Annotated in this window: 24 protein-coding genes; all 24 read right to left on the reverse strand. The window is 41.0% G+C overall.

Features of this window, described 5'->3' with window-relative positions; genetic code table 11:
• Positions 1–24: 24 nt before the first annotated feature.
• Complete coding sequence (locus DXD06_RS06645) at positions 25–2,217, reverse strand: VirD4-like conjugal transfer protein, CD1115 family (RefSeq protein ID WP_117831122.1); 2,193 nt, start codon at positions 2,215–2,217, stop codon at positions 25–27.
• A 6-nt stretch (positions 2,218–2,223) separates the two neighbouring features.
• Positions 2,224–3,342, reverse strand: a complete 1,119-nt coding sequence (locus DXD06_RS06650; RefSeq protein WP_004611534.1) for a PcfB family protein — start codon at positions 3,340–3,342, stop codon at positions 2,224–2,226.
• Positions 3,342–3,746, reverse strand: a complete 405-nt coding sequence (locus tag DXD06_RS06655) for a hypothetical protein (RefSeq protein WP_006858865.1) — start codon at positions 3,744–3,746, stop codon at positions 3,342–3,344. Before DXD06_RS06655 ends, DXD06_RS06650 begins: the two co-directional genes overlap by 1 nt.
• A 9-nt stretch (positions 3,747–3,755) precedes the next feature.
• Entirely contained in the window at positions 3,756–4,940 is a 1,185-nt protein-coding gene (locus tag DXD06_RS06660; protein WP_006858864.1) for a hypothetical protein, read from the reverse strand.
• A gap of 29 nt (positions 4,941–4,969) precedes the next feature.
• Positions 4,970–6,388, reverse strand: coding sequence for a relaxase/mobilization nuclease domain-containing protein (locus tag DXD06_RS06665; RefSeq protein ID WP_117831123.1), 1,419 nt, complete (start codon positions 6,386–6,388; stop codon positions 4,970–4,972).
• Between the two features lie 10 nt (positions 6,389–6,398).
• Complete coding sequence (locus DXD06_RS06670; RefSeq protein WP_117831124.1) at positions 6,399–6,731, reverse strand: plasmid mobilization protein; 333 nt, start codon at positions 6,729–6,731, stop codon at positions 6,399–6,401.
• Between the two features lie 4 nt (positions 6,732–6,735).
• Positions 6,736–7,257: a multidrug transporter gene (locus DXD06_RS06675; protein WP_117831125.1), complete on the reverse strand. Its 522-nt coding sequence runs from the start codon at positions 7,255–7,257 to the stop codon at positions 6,736–6,738.
• A gap of 393 nt (positions 7,258–7,650) precedes the next feature.
• The gene (locus DXD06_RS06685) at positions 7,651–8,628 is read right to left on the reverse strand and encodes a DUF3991 and TOPRIM domain-containing protein (protein WP_117831127.1); all 978 of its coding nucleotides are present in this window, start codon (positions 8,626–8,628) and stop codon (positions 7,651–7,653) included.
• Positions 8,629–8,632: 4 nt separating this feature from the next.
• Complete coding sequence (locus DXD06_RS06690) at positions 8,633–9,172, reverse strand: JAB domain-containing protein (protein ID WP_117831128.1); 540 nt, start codon at positions 9,170–9,172, stop codon at positions 8,633–8,635.
• A 109-nt stretch (positions 9,173–9,281) separates the two neighbouring features.
• Positions 9,282–10,277, reverse strand: a complete 996-nt coding sequence (locus tag DXD06_RS06695) for a DUF5688 family protein (protein WP_008395346.1) — start codon at positions 10,275–10,277, stop codon at positions 9,282–9,284.
• Between the two features lie 73 nt (positions 10,278–10,350).
• On the reverse strand, positions 10,351–10,578 hold the full coding sequence (locus DXD06_RS18115) for an LPXTG cell wall anchor domain-containing protein (protein WP_081021251.1): 228 nt from the start codon (positions 10,576–10,578) through the stop codon (positions 10,351–10,353).
• Positions 10,579–10,739: 161 nt separating this feature from the next.
• Complete coding sequence (locus tag DXD06_RS06705; RefSeq protein WP_015516967.1) at positions 10,740–10,913, reverse strand: hypothetical protein; 174 nt, start codon at positions 10,911–10,913, stop codon at positions 10,740–10,742.
• Positions 10,914–10,918: 5 nt separating this feature from the next.
• Positions 10,919–11,368, reverse strand: coding sequence for an ATP-binding protein (locus tag DXD06_RS06710; protein WP_117831129.1), 450 nt, complete (start codon positions 11,366–11,368; stop codon positions 10,919–10,921).
• 8 nt (positions 11,369–11,376) lie between these two features.
• On the reverse strand, positions 11,377–12,297 hold the full coding sequence (locus DXD06_RS06715; protein WP_117831130.1) for a ParM/StbA family protein: 921 nt from the start codon (positions 12,295–12,297) through the stop codon (positions 11,377–11,379).
• A 467-nt stretch (positions 12,298–12,764) separates the two neighbouring features.
• Positions 12,765–13,865: a DEAD/DEAH box helicase family protein gene (locus DXD06_RS06725; protein WP_117831131.1), complete on the reverse strand. Its 1,101-nt coding sequence runs from the start codon at positions 13,863–13,865 to the stop codon at positions 12,765–12,767.
• 3 nt (positions 13,866–13,868) lie between these two features.
• On the reverse strand, positions 13,869–14,483 hold the full coding sequence (locus DXD06_RS06730) for a class I SAM-dependent methyltransferase (protein WP_117831228.1): 615 nt from the start codon (positions 14,481–14,483) through the stop codon (positions 13,869–13,871).
• Positions 14,484–14,708: 225 nt separating this feature from the next.
• Entirely contained in the window at positions 14,709–15,611 is a 903-nt protein-coding gene (locus tag DXD06_RS06735) for an EcsC family protein (RefSeq protein WP_117831132.1), read from the reverse strand.
• A 28-nt stretch (positions 15,612–15,639) separates the two neighbouring features.
• Positions 15,640–16,032: an SMI1/KNR4 family protein gene (locus DXD06_RS06740; protein ID WP_117831133.1), complete on the reverse strand. Its 393-nt coding sequence runs from the start codon at positions 16,030–16,032 to the stop codon at positions 15,640–15,642.
• 12 nt (positions 16,033–16,044) lie between these two features.
• Positions 16,045–17,274 carry an HNH/ENDO VII family nuclease gene (locus DXD06_RS06745; RefSeq protein WP_117831134.1) on the reverse strand — a complete coding sequence of 410 codons (1,230 nt, stop codon included), beginning with the start codon at positions 17,272–17,274 and terminating at the stop codon, positions 16,045–16,047.
• The gene (locus tag DXD06_RS06750; protein ID WP_117831135.1) at positions 17,271–18,557 is read right to left on the reverse strand and encodes a hypothetical protein; all 1,287 of its coding nucleotides are present in this window, start codon (positions 18,555–18,557) and stop codon (positions 17,271–17,273) included. The genes DXD06_RS06745 and DXD06_RS06750 overlap by 4 nt, the downstream gene beginning before the upstream one ends.
• 209 nt (positions 18,558–18,766) lie before the next feature.
• Positions 18,767–18,889: a hypothetical protein gene (locus DXD06_RS17705; protein ID WP_278308198.1), complete on the reverse strand. Its 123-nt coding sequence runs from the start codon at positions 18,887–18,889 to the stop codon at positions 18,767–18,769.
• Between the two features lie 10 nt (positions 18,890–18,899).
• Complete coding sequence (locus DXD06_RS06755; protein WP_117831136.1) at positions 18,900–19,916, reverse strand: alpha-hydroxy-acid oxidizing protein; 1,017 nt, start codon at positions 19,914–19,916, stop codon at positions 18,900–18,902.
• Positions 19,917–19,955: 39 nt separating this feature from the next.
• The gene (gene pncB, locus DXD06_RS06760; RefSeq protein ID WP_117831137.1) at positions 19,956–21,161 is read right to left on the reverse strand and encodes a nicotinate phosphoribosyltransferase; all 1,206 of its coding nucleotides are present in this window, start codon (positions 21,159–21,161) and stop codon (positions 19,956–19,958) included.
• Between the two features lie 37 nt (positions 21,162–21,198).
• Positions 21,199–21,735 carry a cysteine hydrolase family protein gene (locus DXD06_RS06765; RefSeq protein WP_022045296.1) on the reverse strand — a complete coding sequence of 179 codons (537 nt, stop codon included), beginning with the start codon at positions 21,733–21,735 and terminating at the stop codon, positions 21,199–21,201.
• Between the last annotated feature and the right edge of the window lies 1 nt (position 21,736).

Here is a 21,736-nt window from a genome sequence, read left to right on the forward strand (position 1 = left end):
CCTACGCCTATGCGATAACATTTACTACTTCTTTCTGTAAAAACTCATCTTCTCCACAGTAACCTCCGGATAGAAATAAGTAAGAATCGTTGCTTTGGAGACGCCTGCAGCAAGTGCTTTCTTCACCTCTTCTTTCTGCTCCGGTGTATATGACCAGTGCAGCATTCTGTTTGTGATGGTATCCTCCCACTTAGGCTTTTCCCTCTCAGGATTCCTTACAGGCTTACCACCAGCACTTCCATTAGATGCATTGGCACTTTCTGCAGCATCTGACTTCTGTGATTCATCAACATACTCAAGCTCATTTGCCTGCTCCCTGTCTATCTTTGCTTTCTGCTCTGCTTCATCCTGCATGGAGAATCTTCTGCTTAATTCCGCATCGCCAAGCATCATAAACTGCTCATAGGTTAGAGAATCTATATACACATTCTCGCCCTTATCCTTCAGTTTTTCATAATACTTAACTGCCTTGTCTGAAAGAATCTCAAATGGCGGACCGATAAGATTATTTGCTCCTCTTATCTCGTGAACATAAGGCTCTCCCTTGCCATCTGCTGTCTGGTTAAACATCGGATGATTAAATGGAATAAACTTGTTGTCCATGATAGGATCAAATCCACGGATAAAAATAATACATTTCTTATTATCCAGCTTTCTGACTTCATCGGGTGTAAACAGTTCCCTGCCTAAAACATCATAATTTCTTGACGAGCTTCCCTGCCTCCCCTTTGTCTCTCCGCTTGATTTTTTATCAATCGTGCCTTTTCCAAGCAGTTCCGAGACATACTTGTGCGTACTCTGCTCATTGCCTCCAAGATAGATGAAAGTATCGCAGTTGCCTGGAATGGTTTCCCAAGTATCCTTGAAAAGTGCCTTTAACTGGGCAAAGTTCTGTATGATGATAATACTGGAAATTTCCCTGCTTCGCATTGTAGAAAGCAGCGAACAAAAATCATCTGGCAATGCAACATTCGCAAATTCATCTAACATAAATGTCACATGAATCGGGAGTCTGCCACCGCAGTTAAAATCCGCCTGATAGTACAATTCCTGGAATATCTGAGTATAGAGCATTCCGATAATAAAATTATAGGACTTGTCACTATCGGGGATTACACAAAAGAGTGCTGTCTTCGTCTCTCCATCACCATTGACTCCAATACCTATATCAGATAGATTCAGCTCATCCTTAGAAAGAAGTCGTAAAACCTGCTTATTCTCAAGAAATGCAAGTCTTGAGTTTGCACTGATAATAATGGAACGTACTGTATCTCCTGCACCTCTCATACACTTGTTGTACTGTTTTACTGCCGGATGATTAGCTCCAAGTGGAGAACTCTCCTCTAAGAACTTCATTCGCACATCCAGTTTCGATGCCTTTCCCTGCTCTGTCACTTCTGCTTCTCCAAGAAGCTTCAGTACTGTCTCAAAGTTTCTCTTTGCTGGCTGTACTTCAAGCCATACATAATAAAAGATTGACTGTAAAAATAATCCTTCTGCTTTCTCCCAGAATGGATCACTTGGAGTGGAACCCTTTGGTGTGGTATTACTGATAAGATTGGTAATCAGCTTTACCACGTCCGTTTCCTCTCTGATATAGGAAAACGGATTGTAACAGTCTGACTTATCCATCTCAAGCAGATTGATGACCTTCACATTGTATCCGTTATTCTTTAACATCTGCCCGCAGCTTCTAAGAATCTCACCTTTTGGATCAGTACAGATAAATGAACAGTTATGTGGCATCTGCATCAGATTCGGCTTTACCTCATAAAATGTCTTACCGGCACCGGAACCACCGCAGATAAGAATATTTCCATTGAGCTTCAGCCTTCTGAAATCAAGTGACATCTTCACATTCTGGCTTAGTATTCGATTGAAATTCTCGTCCTTATCCGCCAGTATCTTATTAACCTGCTTTGGATTTTCAAATCTCGCTGTACCAAACTCCTTGCCGGGCATATAGTTTCTCTGGCTGGTGTAATACATAACAATAGCCATCGCATAGATTCCTAATGCAATGGCTACCGCTTTTATAGTATTCGTATTGTAATAGTTTGCAAAGGGAGCAGCACATACTTCATTGAATCTGTTCATAAATTCATTAAATGCCACTCCCTCCGACCACGCACCATTTATCAGATAACCAAGGTACCCGGCTAACACTGCACCCACAAGGATGAATATCAGTGACGGCTTTTTCTTTGTTGTCTGCATAGGCTGCTACCTCGCTTTCTTTGTGGTAACAGTTTTCTTCTGTGTGGTCTTTTTCTGCTGCTTCTGCACTTTCTCGTAACGCTCCCTGACAGATGACTCCACCTTGTCGTAGTGAGTATAAAGCTCGGTTCCTTTCTGGGTTGTCACCACACGATTCTGCTCATCGTAGAGCTTATAATCCTTGGTGGAATCAAGGAAGGTAAGCATTGTCTTTCCACCATGAATCTCCATGATGTTTTCCTTACGGAGCCATACATATCTTGCCTCTTCTCCCCATGTGCCGGGAACTCTGGTCTTAACAGCATGGTCATTTTCTTCGATAATCAGCTTCTTGCTGATTGTCACATCTGACAGGTTCGCATTTTTTGATGCTGCAACTGCCCTCATTCTCTCAGCAAGGTCCTGATAGCCTCTGACACGGTTGATAAATGCATCCTTGTCCATCATGACTGTATGGGTGCCATCCTCATTTTTCTTTCCAAGCACACCGATTGTCTCAAGCTGTTTGATAACACTTTCAGCCTGCTCACCATTGATACTGAAATTCTCCTTGACCTGATCCACACTGATAGCTTTCTTTTCCATTGCAAACATTCCGACCTTTTCGATCAGTCCGTCAATAGCGGTATTAACCCTATCCCCTTCTATCGTGTGGCTTTTCTCGTTTCCCTGCTGTTTCTTCAAAAAATCCATCAGCTTGCCAAGGGATTTTTCATCTCCATTCTTCAGATAATCGTCAAATGTGGCAATCTTACCAAACTTGAGCTTCTGTATCATCATATTCACACGGGGAACTGCCTCTGTATGAAAGATTACCTCACTCAGTCCATCTTTCCTGTTACAGTCTGGAAGTACCGAATACAGGATTCCATACTTCTTTGCCATCTTTTCAACCTTTTTCATATCTTCGGTATTAAACTGCAACACCTGTAAATCGCCACCTTTTAAGATCAGCTTTCTCATGGATGTCTTGCCAAGTGACTTTTCATAATCAAGCATCCCTTTTAAGAAATCTATTGCCTTCTGCATGGCAGCAATGCCGCCGCTTCCTACCTTCATGGCAATCTCAATGCCATCATAAGCTACACGGATGATCTGCACCGCTTCCTGAATCTCTTCTGCCATTATCGCACCTCCACTTTCTCTCTGACTGTTGTTTTAAGCGTTTCTGTCTCTGTAGTACGGATTTCCTCGGCTGATACATCAATACCATAAGCAGTCAAAATATCTGCCAGATGATTGATTGCTTTCTCCTCCTCGATACGATACATTTCAAGTGCCACAAGCAGGTTTTCCACCTGTTCCACCCATGCAGGCTTCATATCATATTTAGACCTGTATGTGACCATAATCTCGTCCGACTCAGCCTTATCCGCTGAATGTGCCAAAGCTTCAATAAGAGAAATCGTGTCTTCCTTGCTGCCACTTCTGAATGCGAACTGGACAACAAAGTTTTTCTCTTCCTCTGTAAACTGATGCTCCACACCATTCATCTCTGTTACTGCTTCATTTACTACTGCTAAATTCATAAGTTCCTCCTAATCTGCCATGCTGTTTTCAAGCACAGCAATCTCAATGATCTCCTTCATCTTTTCCGCTGAAATGTTGTTGTTTATGAGCTCTACAAGCTGTGACTCAGTAAGTCCCTTTTCTATTGCACTCTTAATCTGCACAAGCTGCGCCGGAACAAGGTCTCCCGATGCAACCAGCTTTACAATGTCTGCTCTTGACTTTTTCTTAAATGACAGTCTTGCAAAAAGACTTGCCACTCCGCTGTTGCTGCTCTTTCTCACACTTCTCTCAATCGGAAGTCTCTGCACCACATTTCCAGTACCATCAACTACCGGAATCTGATAATAGACCGGAATCCCGTTTGCCACAGCCTGCATATTCTGCGGAACTGCAACTGTATCAACCATCTTTTTTTCTGCCTGTGGTACGGACTGGCTTTCCTGCGGCTCTGCCTTACTTTCTGCCTCTTTCTTATTCTCTGTGGCAACACTTATGATCTTATCTTCCAATGACTCTATTCTGTCTCCCATACGCTTTATCTCCTTATCCTTTTTCTCAATATCATCCCTGAGTCTTGCAATCGTACTGCTTGCCTTATTCAGTTCATTCTGCTGACTGTTGATAAGAGCATCCTTATCCTGGTTCTCCTTGACCAGACGCTCCCTGACTTCCTCATCATCTTTGGAAGTTTCTATTTCAGAAAGCTTCTTATTCAGGGCATCATACCTTTCATTCTGGTGATTGATTTTTTCGACCACTTCATCCATCTGGGCTACAAGACTTTTCACATACTCTAAATCCTGTGGCACCTGCTCTTTAGCTTTATTAAGCTTATCTAATACGACATCAAACATCCTGCGCATGTTTACTGCTGTATCATCTTTTTGGACTACCTCTCTGATTGCATCAATCGGCACACCTTTTTCATAGTAATCCAATGCTGTCTGCATCTTAGGTGCTGCCATCCTGCTATCTTTCAGCAGCGTTAACAACTCTTCTGATACACCCTTATGCAGACATTTTGATAACACCTTCATCTGCTCAATGTCATAACTTTTGTTAAGATACAGACCGATTTCATCATCAGTCAGTCCATATTCATAATCGCTTTTGACAAGAGCAATAACCTCACTGTCCATATGCTTATTACGAAGAATCTGTATCTTTCTCTCAATCGCCATTTCACTTAATGGCTCTCTTTTTTCTTCCATATATGCCTCCTAACCACTAAAAAAACAGCCTAACGTATCGGCTGTTCTTTTCTGTCTCTTATTGTTTCTTTGTCATACTGCTTCTCTTCTGCCGAAGCTGATACAGTAAGTTCCTTCCATATTGATCTTCCAAGGCTAAGTTCCTTTGATACCGCCCGTTCTGCCTTACAGTCCTGTGCATACTTGCTCTCATATTTCTTTCTAAGACTCTCGACCTCTTCCACACTGTATCCCTGTGCTAAAAGTTCAGTGTTAAGCCTTTCCCATGCATTGTGCTCATCTTCAAAGAAGGTATCCCCACTCTGATAACACGATTCCGCATCATTAAGCTCCCGGATCTGTTCAGCCTTGTCAAAAATATCTTTGAATCTTTCCTTAGCCTTATAGGTCTTACTCTTTTCCTTTGATGCTTCTTTCTTCTTATCCGTCAGATTATCAAGTACCGACACAAGTTCTTCCGCACTCTCAATCTTATGCCTTACCAGAAATAGATACTGCTCCTGCAGCTTATGCATCTTTCGGATATCATCCCTATACTTCCATACCTGACTGTATGGCTTCTTTTTCAGCTTTCCAATCCGGTAAAGCTTTGCATAATATCTTTTCTGCAAGCCTGACATCTTCGCCCTGTGGTATCTTTTGACATAGCACTTTACTATCGCTGCCTGTTTTTCCTCATTCTGTGACTGGTAAAAAGATAAATCTTCCTTAGCAATACGCTCCACAATAGCTTCCTGTGAATAATTCTCGCCAAGAGTCTTACATCTTCTGAATCTTGTCATCCCCTGTGGTCTGACTGCCAGATACTTTCCCTGCTTGACCTCATATCCTTTTTCCGACAGCAACTCCAGAAATCCACTGAAATCATTTGCCTGTAAAATGCAGGCATCCAAATCTCTTTTTATCATATCTGCCCACACAAAGCTGCCTTCACGATATTCGCTCCAGTCCTTATAATTCTCGTGCTGTTTCTCTTTGCTGCCATCCTCCACATCTATAATGGAAAGACCATACTCCTGACACAGCTTATTGGTAATCGGCTGGATATACTTTGCCCAGTCACCTTTCTCATAGCGATACTTTTTCCCATCCACAAAGCTTACACTGTTAAATACAATGTGTGAATGAACATGGTCTGTATTATCATGAACCACAAATACCACTTCATAGGCATCACCAAGATATTCTGCTACAAACTTCTGTGTTATCTCAAAAGCCCTGTCCGGTTCCACCTCATCCTCTTTGAAAGAAAGAATGATGTGATACCCCTGTCGCTTGTCTGTTTTTCCAAACTGCTTCTTTGTATCAATCATCTGTTCAAAAGCCATATCTGCCTGGCAGTTTATGGCTCCCACAAGTCTTCCTCCCTGCGTTTTCTCAGGATTCATCACATAATCCAGTGCCCGTTTCAAATGCCTTGCATGAAAAGAATTCCCGCTATCCTTCATGTGAAGTATCTTACTGATTGCCAATCTTTACCACCGCCTCGCTGACAGACTGATTCAGCTTTTTCATATATGCCACAAGCTGTTCCTTATCTTTCTTGGAATACAGCTGTGCATTGCTGTTAAATACAATCTGATTGATGTTAATGCCGATTCGGTTTATCTCATTGATAAGCTCTTTAAGAAGTTTCCTTACTTCCGGATAATCATTTGGTTTCTGACTGATTAGAAGCCTGATATATTCAGCTTCATTCATTCCATTTGCCTTTGCCATATCAGAAAGTACCTTCGCTTCCTGTGGCATAAGTCTTAGTGTTTTCCTTATACAATGAACTTTATCCGCCATAGAATCACCTTCCTCTCTTACCCGTACTGTATTCTCTTACTCCTTCTGCTACTGTTACAGCAGCTTTTTCCAGTTCTTCATTACCCAGCTGGGCAATAACCCTGTCTGCAAGCTCTGTGGCAACTTCTATAAGTTCCTTACCATAACTGGTTTTATCAAACAATCTGTCCAGTCTCTTTTCATCTGCTTTCAGACTTTCATACCTGTTCTGATACTCGTTATAGTCGTTAAAATCCTTTGGATCACTCCTATGTGCTTCCGCATCAAGTATCAGTTCATAGTTCCATTCACAGACAATATCTATAACATCATCAATTGGATATGGTTCTATCTCACCATTCTCCTCAGCTACATCCTGCCTGTACATCTTCCCATCTGAATCTATGCCAATGGCATAATCATGTCCTTCCATATAGTTAAGCAGAATTGCAGCATCTTCTATCGAAGGGTTTAGTAAGATATCAAATGTGTCTGCCCAGGCAATAAGTTCCTCTGGTTCTGCGATTATTGTAAGTTCTTTATCCATTGCTTTCCTGCACCTCCCTTATCCGTGTTTTGTATATCTCTTCCACCCACACGCCTGTCTGAATCTCTTAGGTTTACGGCTAGATACGCATTAGAGACATCTCTGTCCTAATGCCATCTAGTTAGGGAGAAAATCTCCCTAAAACCCTCTGTTTATGGAAGTGGGGGCGCTTTTTGCCCCCACTTTGCTACTTTGGGGGCGCTTTCTGCCCCCACTTTGTTATTTTGGGGGCGCTTTCTGCCCCCACTTTTATACTGAATTCAATCCGGTTTTTATCGTGTCCGAATTGCGGGGGCGCTTTTTGCCCCCACTTTGACATTTTGGGGGCGCTTTCTGCCCCCACTTTGCTGTTTTTGGGGCGCTTTCTGCCCCCACACATCAAAATCCGGTTTCTCATGCCCTGACTGGTTCATCTGCTCGCTTATTCATCCTGTTCAGATTAAGCTTTGCCGCTACAAGCCACTCGTTGTAATCCTTATATCCGGCTGGAGGCGGACAGTCTTCTACCTCATATCCAAGCTCATAATACTTTCTCATAAGTTCAGCTGCTGCTTTTCTCCCCGGCTCATCTCCATCAAGGCAGAACCGGATGGAAGTAATCTGCGGATGTTCCCGAAGAAAAGTCTCAAGTGGTGCATCTGCAAGCATCCCAAGTGCCAGCTTATTTGATTCATAATCCGTGAAGATATCGACATAACTCATAAGGTCGATTGCAGCCTCAAATACTACAAGCTCTGTACTGTTAACATTTACCACATTAAATCCATAGTTCTTATCATTGCCTGTGACATCACACTTGAATGGCTTGCCCTGCTTATCAAACACTCCCCGCATACTTGCAAATCTTGTCACTCCATTTTTATCATTTCCTTTGAAAACAACATTGTGGTAATGCCTGCTCTCATAAATCAGTCCTTCTTTTAAAAACAGATCTATGACTGCTCTGCTGATTCCTCTCTTCTGATTCAGATAGGAAATAAGATAGGAATTATCTCCTGCCGGTTCCGGTAGGACAAATGGCTTTCTCTCCTCTGCCTGCTTCTGCGATACCTGATGAACAAGAGGCTGCTTTACAGGCTTCTCAATTCTTTTGTATCCTGCGAAATCTAAAAGCCAGAACACAGCCTCTTTTACACTCATTCCACAAAATACCCGTAAGAAATCTATCTGTGAGCCGCCATTGTTGCCTTTGTCAAACTGCCTTGACCATCTGTACCAATGGCTTCTGTTATAGATACGGATGGAATCCATCTCCTTTAAAGTGTGGTATTTGCCAATCCTCTTTACTGTATACCCAAGGCTTTCAGCAACTGCACACAGGTCAACACTCTTTGCTATGGCAAGCTCTTCATCCGTAAATCTTCCATCCATGCTTTCACCTTGCCTTTCCCTGCTCTGCTACAAGCGGTGACTTGATATCAAGTGTCCGGTAATCTGTGCTTAGGGTAATCTTAGGATTATCAATCATGCCTTTTTCCCTGAAACTGAAAAATTCACGGTTGTCTCCACCGACTATGATATGGTCAATGAGCGGTATTCCCATCAGTTCACACAGCTTGTTCATGCGGTCTGTCATCATCGTGTCTGCCTTGCTTGGGAATACATTCCCGGATGGATGACAATGGATTAACATCATGCTTGCCGCATTGCTTAGGATACTTGATTTAAACAGCTCTCTCGGATGTGCCATTGCCTCATTTAAAGAACCAACACTTGCAAAATGCACATTGATAGGTTTTAAATCTGACCTTAGATTGACCCCACACACTACCTCCCTGTCAAACTGGCACATACAGTCTCCCATGACAGCAGCTATATCCGCCGGATTGTTAAAGGTATGCTCCGAATAAATCGGAGCATCCTTTACAAGTCTTACCGAAACCACATCAAGCTTGAAGTCATTCTTCTTTGGCATCAGACACCGCCTCCTCTCCAAACTCGACACGGATAACAAAGTCACCTTTCTGGCTGTTTATGAGAGCAATGAGTTCTTCCATTGTAAGTTCCTGCTCCATAACTGCCTCCTATCTGGACTTTTCCTTCGCATCATATACAAGGGGAGGTTCTGCAACGATACCATCAAGTCTCTTGTTTGGTGTATCAGTTGCAAGGGTGAGTTTTCTTAAATCCTTATCATAGTGATATACCTGATTGGAAAGTCTCTCGTCCAAAGACACCTCCTGCATATTTACCTCGACTACCATCTGTGCTAGCATCTCAGGGCTTCCCATATCTGAAGATACTGCAATAACCTCATGCACGCTCGAAGGAAGAATATAAAGGTCACTCTCTAGACTCTCTGCCAGCTCATGAAGCTCATTCTCATAAAGCATGGATGCTGCACCATTGATACCCTTTTCATTGGAAATCACCCACATCGTCTGCTCCGGTGGAATCTCAGCTATCATCATCTCTGCGATCTCCTGTGGCATCCCATCCCTTGCGAACATTTCTTTCATAATGTCATTCATGCTACGAACGACAGGTGGGAAGAGTCTTCTTGTGTTTTCCGCTGCACACTTAAAGAGCTGTTCCTCGCTCATTCCAAGTCTTTTTGCAAATTCATTTGTAATTTTTGAACTCTGCACCGCATCCTTATCTGCACTGATTATTACCTTATACACAATAGAAAGATCCTGGAACTCCCTGTGCGGCACCTGTTCCAAAAATGTCTTATTCTGCTCTGTATTGATGAGCTGGAATACAATCTTCTCGTTAGCATCCTTCATAATGCTGTCCACATCAACAACTGGAACCTGCTCATATGCCCTTTCCATAAAGTCACATGCAGCCATAAGTGTTTCCTCAAGATCACCACAGTCCTGATACTTCTTATACATGTCATTGATATAAATCGTAGGCGAAATGTTCCTGCCTTCTTCTCTTAAGATGATGCCATCAAGAGTCACATTCACCTTTTCCACGGGTTCTGCCACAAGCTCCATTCCTTTGAACTTCTCTGGCATATAATCCATAAACTTTTCTTTTACTACTTCCTTAAAAATCTCGTAATTCATCATATTACGTTTCCTCCTTAATCTAAAAAAGCAGGGAACATAAGTCACTGGCTTACATTCCCCGCAAGGTTAATTGTTACTGTTTATTCTTTTTCTTTCTTCCACGAAGTCCTACTCCAACACCTGTAATAAGTGCAAGTGCACCAATTCCAAGATAAAGAAGCGGATTTGCATTGTCGCCTGTCTGTGGAAGCTTAGGCTCTGTCGGTACATTGACAAGCTTAAGAGTTGCTACAACAACATCCGGTGCATTATCATCATATCGAAGTGTTACATCGTGCCATCCACCCTTGCAGTGAACTATTTATCTGTAATGCACGGGACACATAGGACTGTCCCGTATTCTGTGCATCTTAAACTCCTTTCATTATACCAGCTCTCTTATTTTAAAGAAATACTGCATAAGTCTTCTGTTTTTCTTATAATTTAAGAATAAACCCTTTACCTGCATACGCTCACCTCCTCTCAGAATGTGCCCATTCTTACGAATGAAAGAAATATCCTTGCCACCATAGCAAATAGAAGAAGAATTATTCTGGCAAGTCCTAAGACCAGCTTCAACGCTCCAAGAATTATCCTTAATATCCACTTGAGTATCTCTAAAATTACTGTTCCTACGGCTCCCATAACTCTTCTCATAATAATCAGTCTCCTTTCGACATCCATCCCATTGCAAGTCCTGCAACATCTGCATCGTCCATAACATCTTCTGTAGGTTCTTGTGCTTCACTATTGGCTGCCTGCATTATTACCGGCTGACCAACATTCATCCCGGATATCACTCCGCCTAACAGCCTTATGACCTCTTTCCTAGCCTCATTGGTTGCTGCTTCAATGACTTCTTCCTTAATATCCTCAATATCTTCTGACCGGATATATTCAGCCCTCTCTTTTTCCTTCTTCTTGATAACAAAGGTTTCTTTTCCATAATTATCAATATAGAACTGAATCGCATCTATGATGAACTGGTTCTTAGATTTGAAAATCTTCGGATCAAGGTTCTGAATCACATCATTGATTTTCACATGCTGAGGATTGCTCATGTTGAGGCGGACAGAAGTTTTTACTTCATATTCAAGTCTTCTTCCCATCATCTGCCTCCTTATGATAATCGCTTAGTGCTTTTAAGTCCCATTGTGGCAAGCTGCTCATATCCTCTTGCATTTGCCTTTACATCAAGGTTATAGGAAATGTTCTTAGCATCATGACTACCAAAATTCTTCATCACAACTGCCCCGCCTCCAACAAATATAATCGGTGTAGTCTTTAAGTTATACCCAAACTCACGGATTGAGTTATATACCTTATCAACAAAACCCTCTATCTCTGCCTTGATAATGGCAAAGTATTCATCATCAATATCTGCCCTGCCATATCGCATGATATTCTGTATCTCCGACTCGTCTACCTCTCCGTTAAGCTGTCTTACACACTGCTCATTGATAGAACGCATACAGGTAATAAGACCTTTTGGAATCGTCACACACTTTGATTCATCCGGTGACTTGTTGATTACCGGCATAATGTCGATTGTCCAGCTTCCAATATCAACAATCAATGTCTTCTTTGCCATAGCAGGAATCTTGTCCACTACTGCTGCATAGCACTGAGGAAATACTGCCACATCATCAATTTCAATATGATATGACTCATTCTCATATTTGAAGCTTACACGCTTATTCTTTGTAAGGTACTTGATAAAATCATTCTTCTCTGCACCAAACCTTGTAAGCGGAAGTCCTACAGCAAGGAATACCTTTGCCTCTGCAAGACCTCTTCTTTTAAGTTCCTTAGCAACTGCTGCAAGAGTAAGAAGATAAAAGCTGTCATCTTCGACCTTTGTATCCTTTACTTCCTGCCTCACAGTTCCAACCTTATAGAACTTTCCTTCATACTCAAGTACATCGCCGAAAAGTGCCGGAGTTGTTGTAATCTCCTTAACTCCTGTGACAAATACCTGAGAGATTGTTTTCATCATTGACCAGCCATGATCAATGCCGATTACTTCTAACTTGTTATTCATGTTCCTTTCACTCCTTTTCTGTATTGTCTGCATTATTGTTTTGCAAAATTTCATATAATTACCCACACCCTTTCAAGTGCTCAGTTTTGTCAGATGCAGGAATATCATCAGACCTGCCATAAAAATGCTTTCTCACTAATTTCTCATACAGTTCATCACTCTCTGCCTTAACTTTCATAAGACAGTAGAGAACCACTGTACTAATAATGATTACGAACCAAATTAACACCTTGCCCATTCGACCACTCCTCTCAAATAAAAAGAGGACCAAATCAGCTGATGGAATATTCCATCTCAAGTGCTAATTTAGTCCTCACTAAATGTTTTTGATATAAAATTGTACCTAATCTAAGCGCACAGATTCACTCTCAGACTGATTGTGGACATCTGTGATGCTGACTTGAATTTTCGGTTTAATATTGCAGCGCTGCCCTATCTTTACCGCTAAAATGGTATAAAAATAAGGACTAAATTAGTGCTAACCCCTTGATTTTACTGGGTTTCTCTAACTTTGTCCTTATTATAACGCGCTCATCATCTACTACAATATAATTATATTTTTCCTGCGTATATTTCTGATAGTTCCGCATCATATAAGCAAATGAACAAATTTCAATTTGCTCCTGCAGATCTGGGAGAGATTTCTTCACTCGCTGCCTCCAATCAGCAATAATGTTTGTATTAGGAGCCATAATAAGCGCATGAAATTGTGTATTCTTTCTGGAAAAAATACGCAAATCTTCTTCCACAATCCTGGATTTTCCACTTGCCGTTGGAAATACCACAAGAAATGTATTTATTCCCGCAGCACGCTGTTTTTGTATTTCCTCAAGCGTATTTTCCTGATGCTCATATAACTTTACCGGACGATCAGCAAGGAGTCCATTTTCTTCAAACTCATCGGTATTTTCACCAAAAAAAATTTTTATGTCATCCTCAATTCGATTTTTAAATCTACAATCTTCTGAAGAAAAACGATATAACTTAATTCCCCATTCGGTACATGTATTTTGCTTTTGCAGCTGTCTACGATAACGTTCCAAACCGATCTGCTGCGGATGATGATAAGTTACCCCATTTTCTTCAACTGCATAATCTCCATGCTTTGTTCTTAACAAGTAATCCAGGAAATAATTATTTCCCTGTTCATCCAAAATACCATATTCTTTCTGTAAATATTTCAAGCTATTACGACCATATACACTTGCAAAATTATTTTCAAAGTCGATTTCCAATGGAGAGGCATCTGCATGATCTTCGCGATTTGCCACATACTTTATTGGTATTTCTTTCTTTTTGCATGGCAATGTAATTACTTCATTGATTATTCCCATGTCTTCTTTTAGAAAGCGATATACTTTTGCATATTTATTCATATATGTATTTTGCTTGTCCGTAATTAAAGAATAGGAAAAAGGTTTCTCATCCTTTTTGTAATTACATATCCCATCATCAATAATAATAGCCTGCTGATCTCTTGCATAAAAATAGCTTGCACCACCATTTGGATATGAGACTGTTTCTATCAGATCATATTGTCCGTTTTCCAGCTTTAATACTTTATCCATTCGTCACACTTTCCTCAGTATAAGATTCAGCCATTGTTCCGACTCACGGCCTGGTCTCACATCTCCTGTCAGCCATTGTTCTTCTATCTTTACATGTCTTATACCACTTAAAAATCCATCAAATGTTTTTTCTGTAAAATCAGTAAAATATCTTCCATTTCGTTCACCCTCAAATGTTCCATATTTAAACGATGTATAAATCACTCCATCATCCTTCAATGCACACAACATTCGCTGCATAACATTTTTAAGTTCATCCTTTGACAAATGCAAAATAGAGGAACATGCCCAAATGCCATCATATTTTTTCTGCTCGTCCAACTCCTGAAATAGCATATATTTAACCGAAACTCCAGTATATGTGCTTGCTAATTTGCACAACTCTTCTGAACCATCCGTTGCTTCCACTCTATATCCATGTTCCATAAAATACTTTGTATCACGACCAGACCCACAACCAAAATCTAAAATATATGCATTTGGCTGTAACAATGCAAGGAACTTATCCTGCGTTATGGAAAAATCTACGATTTGTGTAGTAGCAGAAAAAATTGTAGCATTTTCATTGTAGTATTTTAATGTTGTATTTTCACGAAACTTTTCTTCTAATTTTCTCATATAAATTTTTCCATCATTAATCTTTATATATTGCACCTTGGACATTGTGCTATCGTATTCTCAATCAATCATATCATATGAAATAACAAAGTTCTGAGAGCCAAATACCTCATCGCAACACTTCTTGAGATTTTCTTATTCATGTTTTGTTTACATTATCTATTATTTGCAATTTGTTCAATCTCCTTCTGCAGCTATCCACTTCGTTTCGTTATCCTTGCACTATTAATATATCATTTTTGTATATTTTTCATCCTCTGTCTCAACAAATTCTGCCTCAATATCATAATAAATCTTCTTTTCTTCCGCATTTGATTTATGATCTGGGTTGCTGAGCATCGTATCTTGAAGCGCATCCTTCAATCGATAACAGCATGGTTTAAATGTCGCATATGTAATTCCACACCCAACAACCCCTCCCAATACCGGAATTGCTTTTTTAAAAAATCCCGCAAAAATTTCCTTTGTCATATTTACGGAAAACCATTTTGCAATCGCTTTTACAATTGGATATATCGTGCCTTTAGTCAACGCCTTCTTTATTAATTTTTTCTCTATTCCAGTTGCCAGAGCCTTTGCCATTGCCTTTATAGCATTATTTGCATTTGCAACACCATACATGATACCCAAGCAAAGCGTCAATGCATTCATGGTTTCTGAATCTAATGCAATTGCTTCCTCCGAGGTATCCAACTCTGGAAATCCATATAAATACAACATCTTCTGCGCAGCTCTCAACATATATCCATAATACTGAGCTATATCTGCTGGAATTGTGGCTGCCATTGCCACGCCTCCCGGTATCCCAAGTGCCAATGATATTCCCGACACAGCATTACGCTCAAATTTAATCACTTCATCCGCGATCTTATTGATTTCCTCTAACGAAATTCCTGCCTGTGCAGGTGTTGATGCAAGTGCTACATCAATTACCTCTTGTGGATGATTTTTGAAAAACTCCTTTTGCAAAAACTTAGCCCTATCAATTTTTACTCCTGGTACTTTTAACGCCAACAAAATAATATCTACACTATCTATTTGTCCATTTCCATCCTGATCCAAAAGCTTAACAACAGCTTCCTTTGAATTTATAGCAATTTCTTTTGCTTTTCCCTTACTGCTACTCATTTTCTAACTCCTCACAGATAAACTCCCACTACTTCATATTCATAACAAACGCAATCATAGAATCCGCAACGCATACTGGCTCACTTCCCCCAATAGTCTCATATACTTTTCCATCCTGACTCTGCCAAATTACAATCTGATCGATATTTGTCTCTTCAATCACATACCAACTTTTTGAGATCTTACTGCATTCCAACCATTTCTGTTTTGTCACCTCAACCACATTGGTTCTTACCGCCTTTGATAATCCAGTAAGCTCATGACCATCGTACGCAGCTATTGTCATTCTGAGTAAATATTCTCTGTAATCTGCAGCAAATTTTAAATTAAGTTCTCTTTCAGCTGCTGCGACAACGCTTTCCTCTACTCCATCCCCATTTAGTAGATTTTCTTTTCCCTGCAATGCCTGTATGATATTCATTCCTATCTCTCCTTATGTTAAAGCCTTACACAAACCTTGCCAAAACGCTTTTCTTTGCCCATCCCACTGTACCTTTGACAATTGACTGTGAACCCCTTGACCATCCGCAATATTTAAATCATGTAATATTCCATTGTTTCCTGCACTTATATGTTCTTCCTTTGTCAATATAGCAAACGGTGAATCCACGGACTGTCCTATATGATGTAATTCATACGCCAGACCAGTTGTTGGATCAATCGCCGCATAACCTTGTTTCATCCTCTCAAGATTTGTAACTGTTTTCCCTGCTAACTCACTCTTGTATGTCAGATCAATATTTCTTATTAATGCAGGTTTTCCATTAATGACCGTCTCTATTAATCCTGCCTCTTTATAAATCTCTGCCTCTTTAGTTGAACGAAACATTTTAATCAATCCAAGAGAATATTTTGTATCTTTTTGTATTTGTGCAACTTCATTTAAAGTCAATCCACCCTTTGTTGCTTTGGATAACTGAAAAATCTTTCCGGTTCCACCTGTCGCTACACCAAGTATTGCACCGAATTTAAAATCTTGACTTGCCGATAATGCAGTTTGCTTCAAAGTTTCATTAACATCATGTGTCTGTATGCCTGTAACCGTCGCAGTAATTGCTGCTCCAATTGCTGCTGATTGTACCGCCATTACAGTCCCCGTTTTCGCAGCAGCTGCAAATATTACACTGACTGCAGGAACTCCAACACCCGCAGATACTACCGACACTGTAGCACAAATCAAAACGACTCCAGTTCCTATTGCTACATTCTGCACAACCTGATTGAAAGTATTGTCATATTGTTCATATCTTTCAACTACTGTTTGTCCAGATTCATCACATGTAAAAATATACTTTTCGTTCCCAAACTCCTTTTCTACATCTTCCAAGTTATATCCAAAATAAATATTCGACTTTGAATTATAGGCCAGTTCATCCAAATATTCTTTCGAGACATATGTTGCCTTAACATCTTCAACAAGATAATCCGCACTATCTAATGTGGTTATAACATCTGTATATATGTTTTTCTCCAAATAAGAACATAATTCAGGATCGCTCAAATTCGTAAATTCAGGAACATCTTCATCTTCTGATCCAACTACATCTGTTGCCTGACGTTCCTGTATATTATTACTTCCTGTATCGTTATTTACAGACTTATTAAAAGAACAGCTGGATAATATAACACACAGAAAAAGTGATAATGCTATGATTTTTTTCATTCCATTTCCTCCGCAGAATCTTTTTCTTTAGTCTTATGTTTCTTTCTTTTTACAATTATAAATAACACTAAAATAACAGCCGCAATAATAACTCCGATAACTGAAAGAATATTTGTTCTATTTTCTTGCATAACTTCAACTTTCTTTCGATTCGGAGCTTTCCCATTTGTCATGGTTTCAACCATCTCTGTGGTTTGCTCAGTTTCTTCTATTACTTCTTTCGAAGCCACTGTAATTGTTCCATCATCCTCAATTACTGCACCTTCGCTAAGCAATTTTTTAATTTGATCTATATCTTCTCCCGTTGTTACATATGCCTTCAAAATTGGATCTGTTCCAACATAAATTTTCTTTTCCGTTTTACTTTTCGTATATTGATTACTAACCATGATAGTATAAATTCCTGGATCAGTAAACTCTTCTCCATCTTTGGCTGGTCGATTAAAACGAGTATCTTCGATTAATGTTCTATTCTCCTCTACATAATTTTCCTTCTTTACATCGATATCAAGATACCTTGAATTTGCCAGATCCAAATAGAATCCATTCTCTGTGAATGAACAATTTGTCAATTCTGACCCTGTATTCACGTCAAATGGGTAAACCATGCAATTTCCATTGCGCACAGAAAATTTTATCAATATCTGATAATGTGAATATGTATTGATTGGATCCCATTTTTTTATATGAAACCTATTATTACGTATTTCATAATCTAACGCGATCTCATAATCCCCTTCTTCAAATGCATCTATTTTTATATTTGCACCCTTTTTCACACCCTCCAAATAATTTGTGTACGGTGCCTGAATAGTTTCTTTATTTTGATAATTTTTCATTTTTATCAATAAAGTTCCGCGACCAAAATTGGTTTTTTCAGCTTTTGTGATACCAAAATACTCATCATATCCATTTTTATCTTCTGAAATTTGCAAATTACATTTATTATTTAATTTATCAATATTTTGATTCAACAAAAAAGATACAGATATCTCATCTCCAACATTTTTAAGAAATACCGGATTTCCGTTGTCATCCGTCGTTCTTCTAGTCCACCCACTAATACAAAACTGCCCCAATCTCCATCCATTATGAAAATCTGAACTTTTCATTTCAACATCTTTTTTATATCCGGCATCATGTTTCTTTTGTGTTTCACCCATATAATAAATATTTTTTTCTGTCTCTGCATGGATAATCATATTAGGGCTTATCATACAAGCTACTAAAACCACTACAAATACAATAATTATCTTCTCCTTTATAATCCATACTTTCTTCATAATCTGCTTGCACTCCTCAATCTATTTTTTCTACAACACCGATGTTTATAGTATTATATTTTTTGAACTATCAATAGAAATGTCTTCTTACTATTCCATTCATTATTCTAGTTTTCCAATAGAATACACTTTTTTCCGTCCCATAAACCGTACACTTTCCTATATTTCTTCCCTAATCCCTTATTTTTATTTTCTATTATATCACATTTTTACATCAACCAACCTTTTTCAGCAAAAAATATAACAAAATCCATCCATTTTCTCATTTCAACAGAAAAAACGCCCATATCCATGGCACCCGCCACGAACACAAGCGTTTCATCCTTTCCCAATATGTAATTCTCACACTCTGACACAATCCCGTGTGATCTCCTTCAGCGAAGCCACACCGCACATTGCCATCGTATCTTTCAGCTCACTTCCGATCTTATTGACATAAGCCTCGACGCCTTCCTGCGCTCCGCCATACACGGCAGTCACAAACGGGCGGGCAATGATCACCGCATCGGCTCCCAGTGCCAGTGCCTTAAACACATCCACACCGGAACGGATGCCTCCGTCGACAAAAATCTTCATGGAGCCATCGACTGCATTTGCGATCTCTTCGAGCACCTCTGCGGTGGCAGGACACTGATCCAGAACACGCCCGCCGTGGTTTGACACAACGATCGCATCTGCCCCGGCTTCTTTTGCCTTCATGGCACCCTTGACGGTCATGATTCCTTTGACGATAAACGGCAGCCCTGCCGCCTGTTTCACTTCACGCAGATCCTCCACCGATTTGCTTCCGGCCGGTGGGGTCAGATTCTTTAAAAACGGCAGTCCGGCCGCATCAATATCCATTGCCACGGCAAAGGCACCGGAATCTTTTACCATTGCCATTTTCTCCCGGATCACTTCGATGTTCCACGGCTTTACGGTCGGAATTCCCAGTCCGCCGGCATTTTTGATCGCTTTTGTCGCTGCGACCATGACATTGCTGTCGGTTCCGTCTCCAGTAAAAGCAGCGATGCCGGATGCCGCACAGGCGGAAACGAGAATATCGTTGTAGGAAATATCATTCAGGCAGTCTCCGTAATGCAGCTGCACGGCGCCTACCGGACCGGCAAAAAACGGATACTGAAACGTTCTGCCAAACAGTTCCAGTGTCGTATCACATGGACGGTTTTCGACCAGCGTGTCCATCTGGACACGGATTTCTTTCCATTTGTCATAGTTGCGGATGGCGGTATCTCCGATGCCTTTGGCTCCCGGCCCCGGCATCTGGTTTTTACAGGCTCTGCCGTTACATTCCCAGCACGCCTTACAGTAAGATCCGATACGGCCTCTCGCCTGTTCGATACACTCTGTATAATTCATAGGTCTGTTCCTTCTTCCTTTGTCTGTAAATCAGAATTTTTATCTGTCATGATTCATACGCCAGTCGATGCATCGTTTCAGATAATGCACATAATCCGGGTTCTTGCACATTCCCTTGCCCGGTGTATCGGAGATCTTTGCGACATCCATGCCGTTGCACAGCGTGGTTTTCATGACGATATTCAGTGCCGGTACATCCGTATCATTCGAGATATAGGTGCCAATTCCAAAAGCCACCTTTGTGCGGTTTCGGAAATGTTCGTACAGTTCGTGTGCCCGTGCAAAATCAAGAGAATCACTGAACAATAAAGTCTTGCCTGCCGGATCGATTCCCAGTTTCTGGTAGTGTGCGATCATTTTTTCGCCCCACTCCACCGGATCTCCGCTGTCATGACGCACGCCGGAGAACAACGTTGCATAGGTCAGCTGGAAATCCCGCAGGAAACAGTCGGTCGTAATCGCATCGGTCAGTGCAATACCGTTTAACACGCCATACTCGCGTACCCAGGCATCAAGCGCATACCAGTTGGAGTATGCCGGGTTATGTTTGTGATTTCCCTGTCCGACACACATGATCCACTCATGTGCCATGGTTCCGACCGGTGTCAGATTGTATTTCTTTGCCAGATAGACGTTGGACGTTCCGACAAATTCTGACCCGTGAAATTCTGCTTCTTTCAGCTTGCGGACAGCAAGCTCCTGTGCCTCTGCGGAAAGACGGCGGCGCAGTCCGAATTCACTGAACGAACCGATCTCGTATCTGCCGCTGGCATCTTTGATCTTCCGTTCCAGACGTTCCCGGAAACTGGCATAAAGCCTGTCATAATCGTACGCCATACGGAAATACACTTCGTTGACAATCGCCAGTGTCGGGATCTCATACAAGGACGTATTCAGCCAGGTACCGAATGTCTCGATGGAAAGTCCGCATTCCGCCTCATCCGAAATCTTAAAATCCTCATAGCGCGGCTGCCACAGGCGCAGAAAATCAATATAGCTTCCCTTGATCCATGTAATGCGGTTCAGATATTCCAGCTCTTCCTCTGTAAAACGTAGACTGCAGTACGCCTTAATCTGCTCTTTGATCTCCTGCACCATCTCTGCCGTAAAGTGCACATCGGTATTGCGGCACTTGAATGTCCATGTGGTTTTATAGTCGGAGAACTGGTGATAGATGGCCTCTCCCATACTGAATTTGTACATGTCTGTTTCCAGCAGACTGGTGATGATCTGATTTAACTTCATAATTCTTCTCTTTTCTTCTTACTTAAATAAGATACAATTACTGTATATCCACCTGACAGGTTTTCATCGCTTCGATCGCCGTGCGGTGCGACTCCGGTGTTACGCAGGCGCATGCTTTTTCAATCACGCACACGCGCGCTTCCGGAACAAAGGCTTTGGCAATCATGACATTGCTGATGACACAGATACCCGTGCACACGCCACAGAAATCAATCTGTGCCTCTGCATCACCGCAGTACTGCTTTAAGCACTCACCAAGCTGCACACTGCCAAATGCCGGCTTACAGATCGTCTCGATCTGTTCTTTGGAATAAAAGGATGCTGCCTTACGGATCACAGGCGCAATCTCCCAGCCTTCGGTTCCTTCGATGCAGTGCACGACGGGCAGCCGCTTTCCTTCCTGCGTATCCAGATAATTACTCTGGTGCGTGTCTTGGGTGAAAATGATTCTGTCATACACACCTGTTTTTATCACTTCCGCGACCTTCGGAATGACTGCTGCACACTCTGCATTGCCCAGCGGTCCGGTCGTAAAATCGTTTTGCATGTCAACGACAACTAATATTCTTTTCATA

Source organism: Roseburia sp. TF10-5 (assembly GCF_003462365.1).
GTDB classification, from domain to species: Bacteria; Bacillota; Clostridia; order Lachnospirales; family Lachnospiraceae; genus Roseburia; species Roseburia faecis.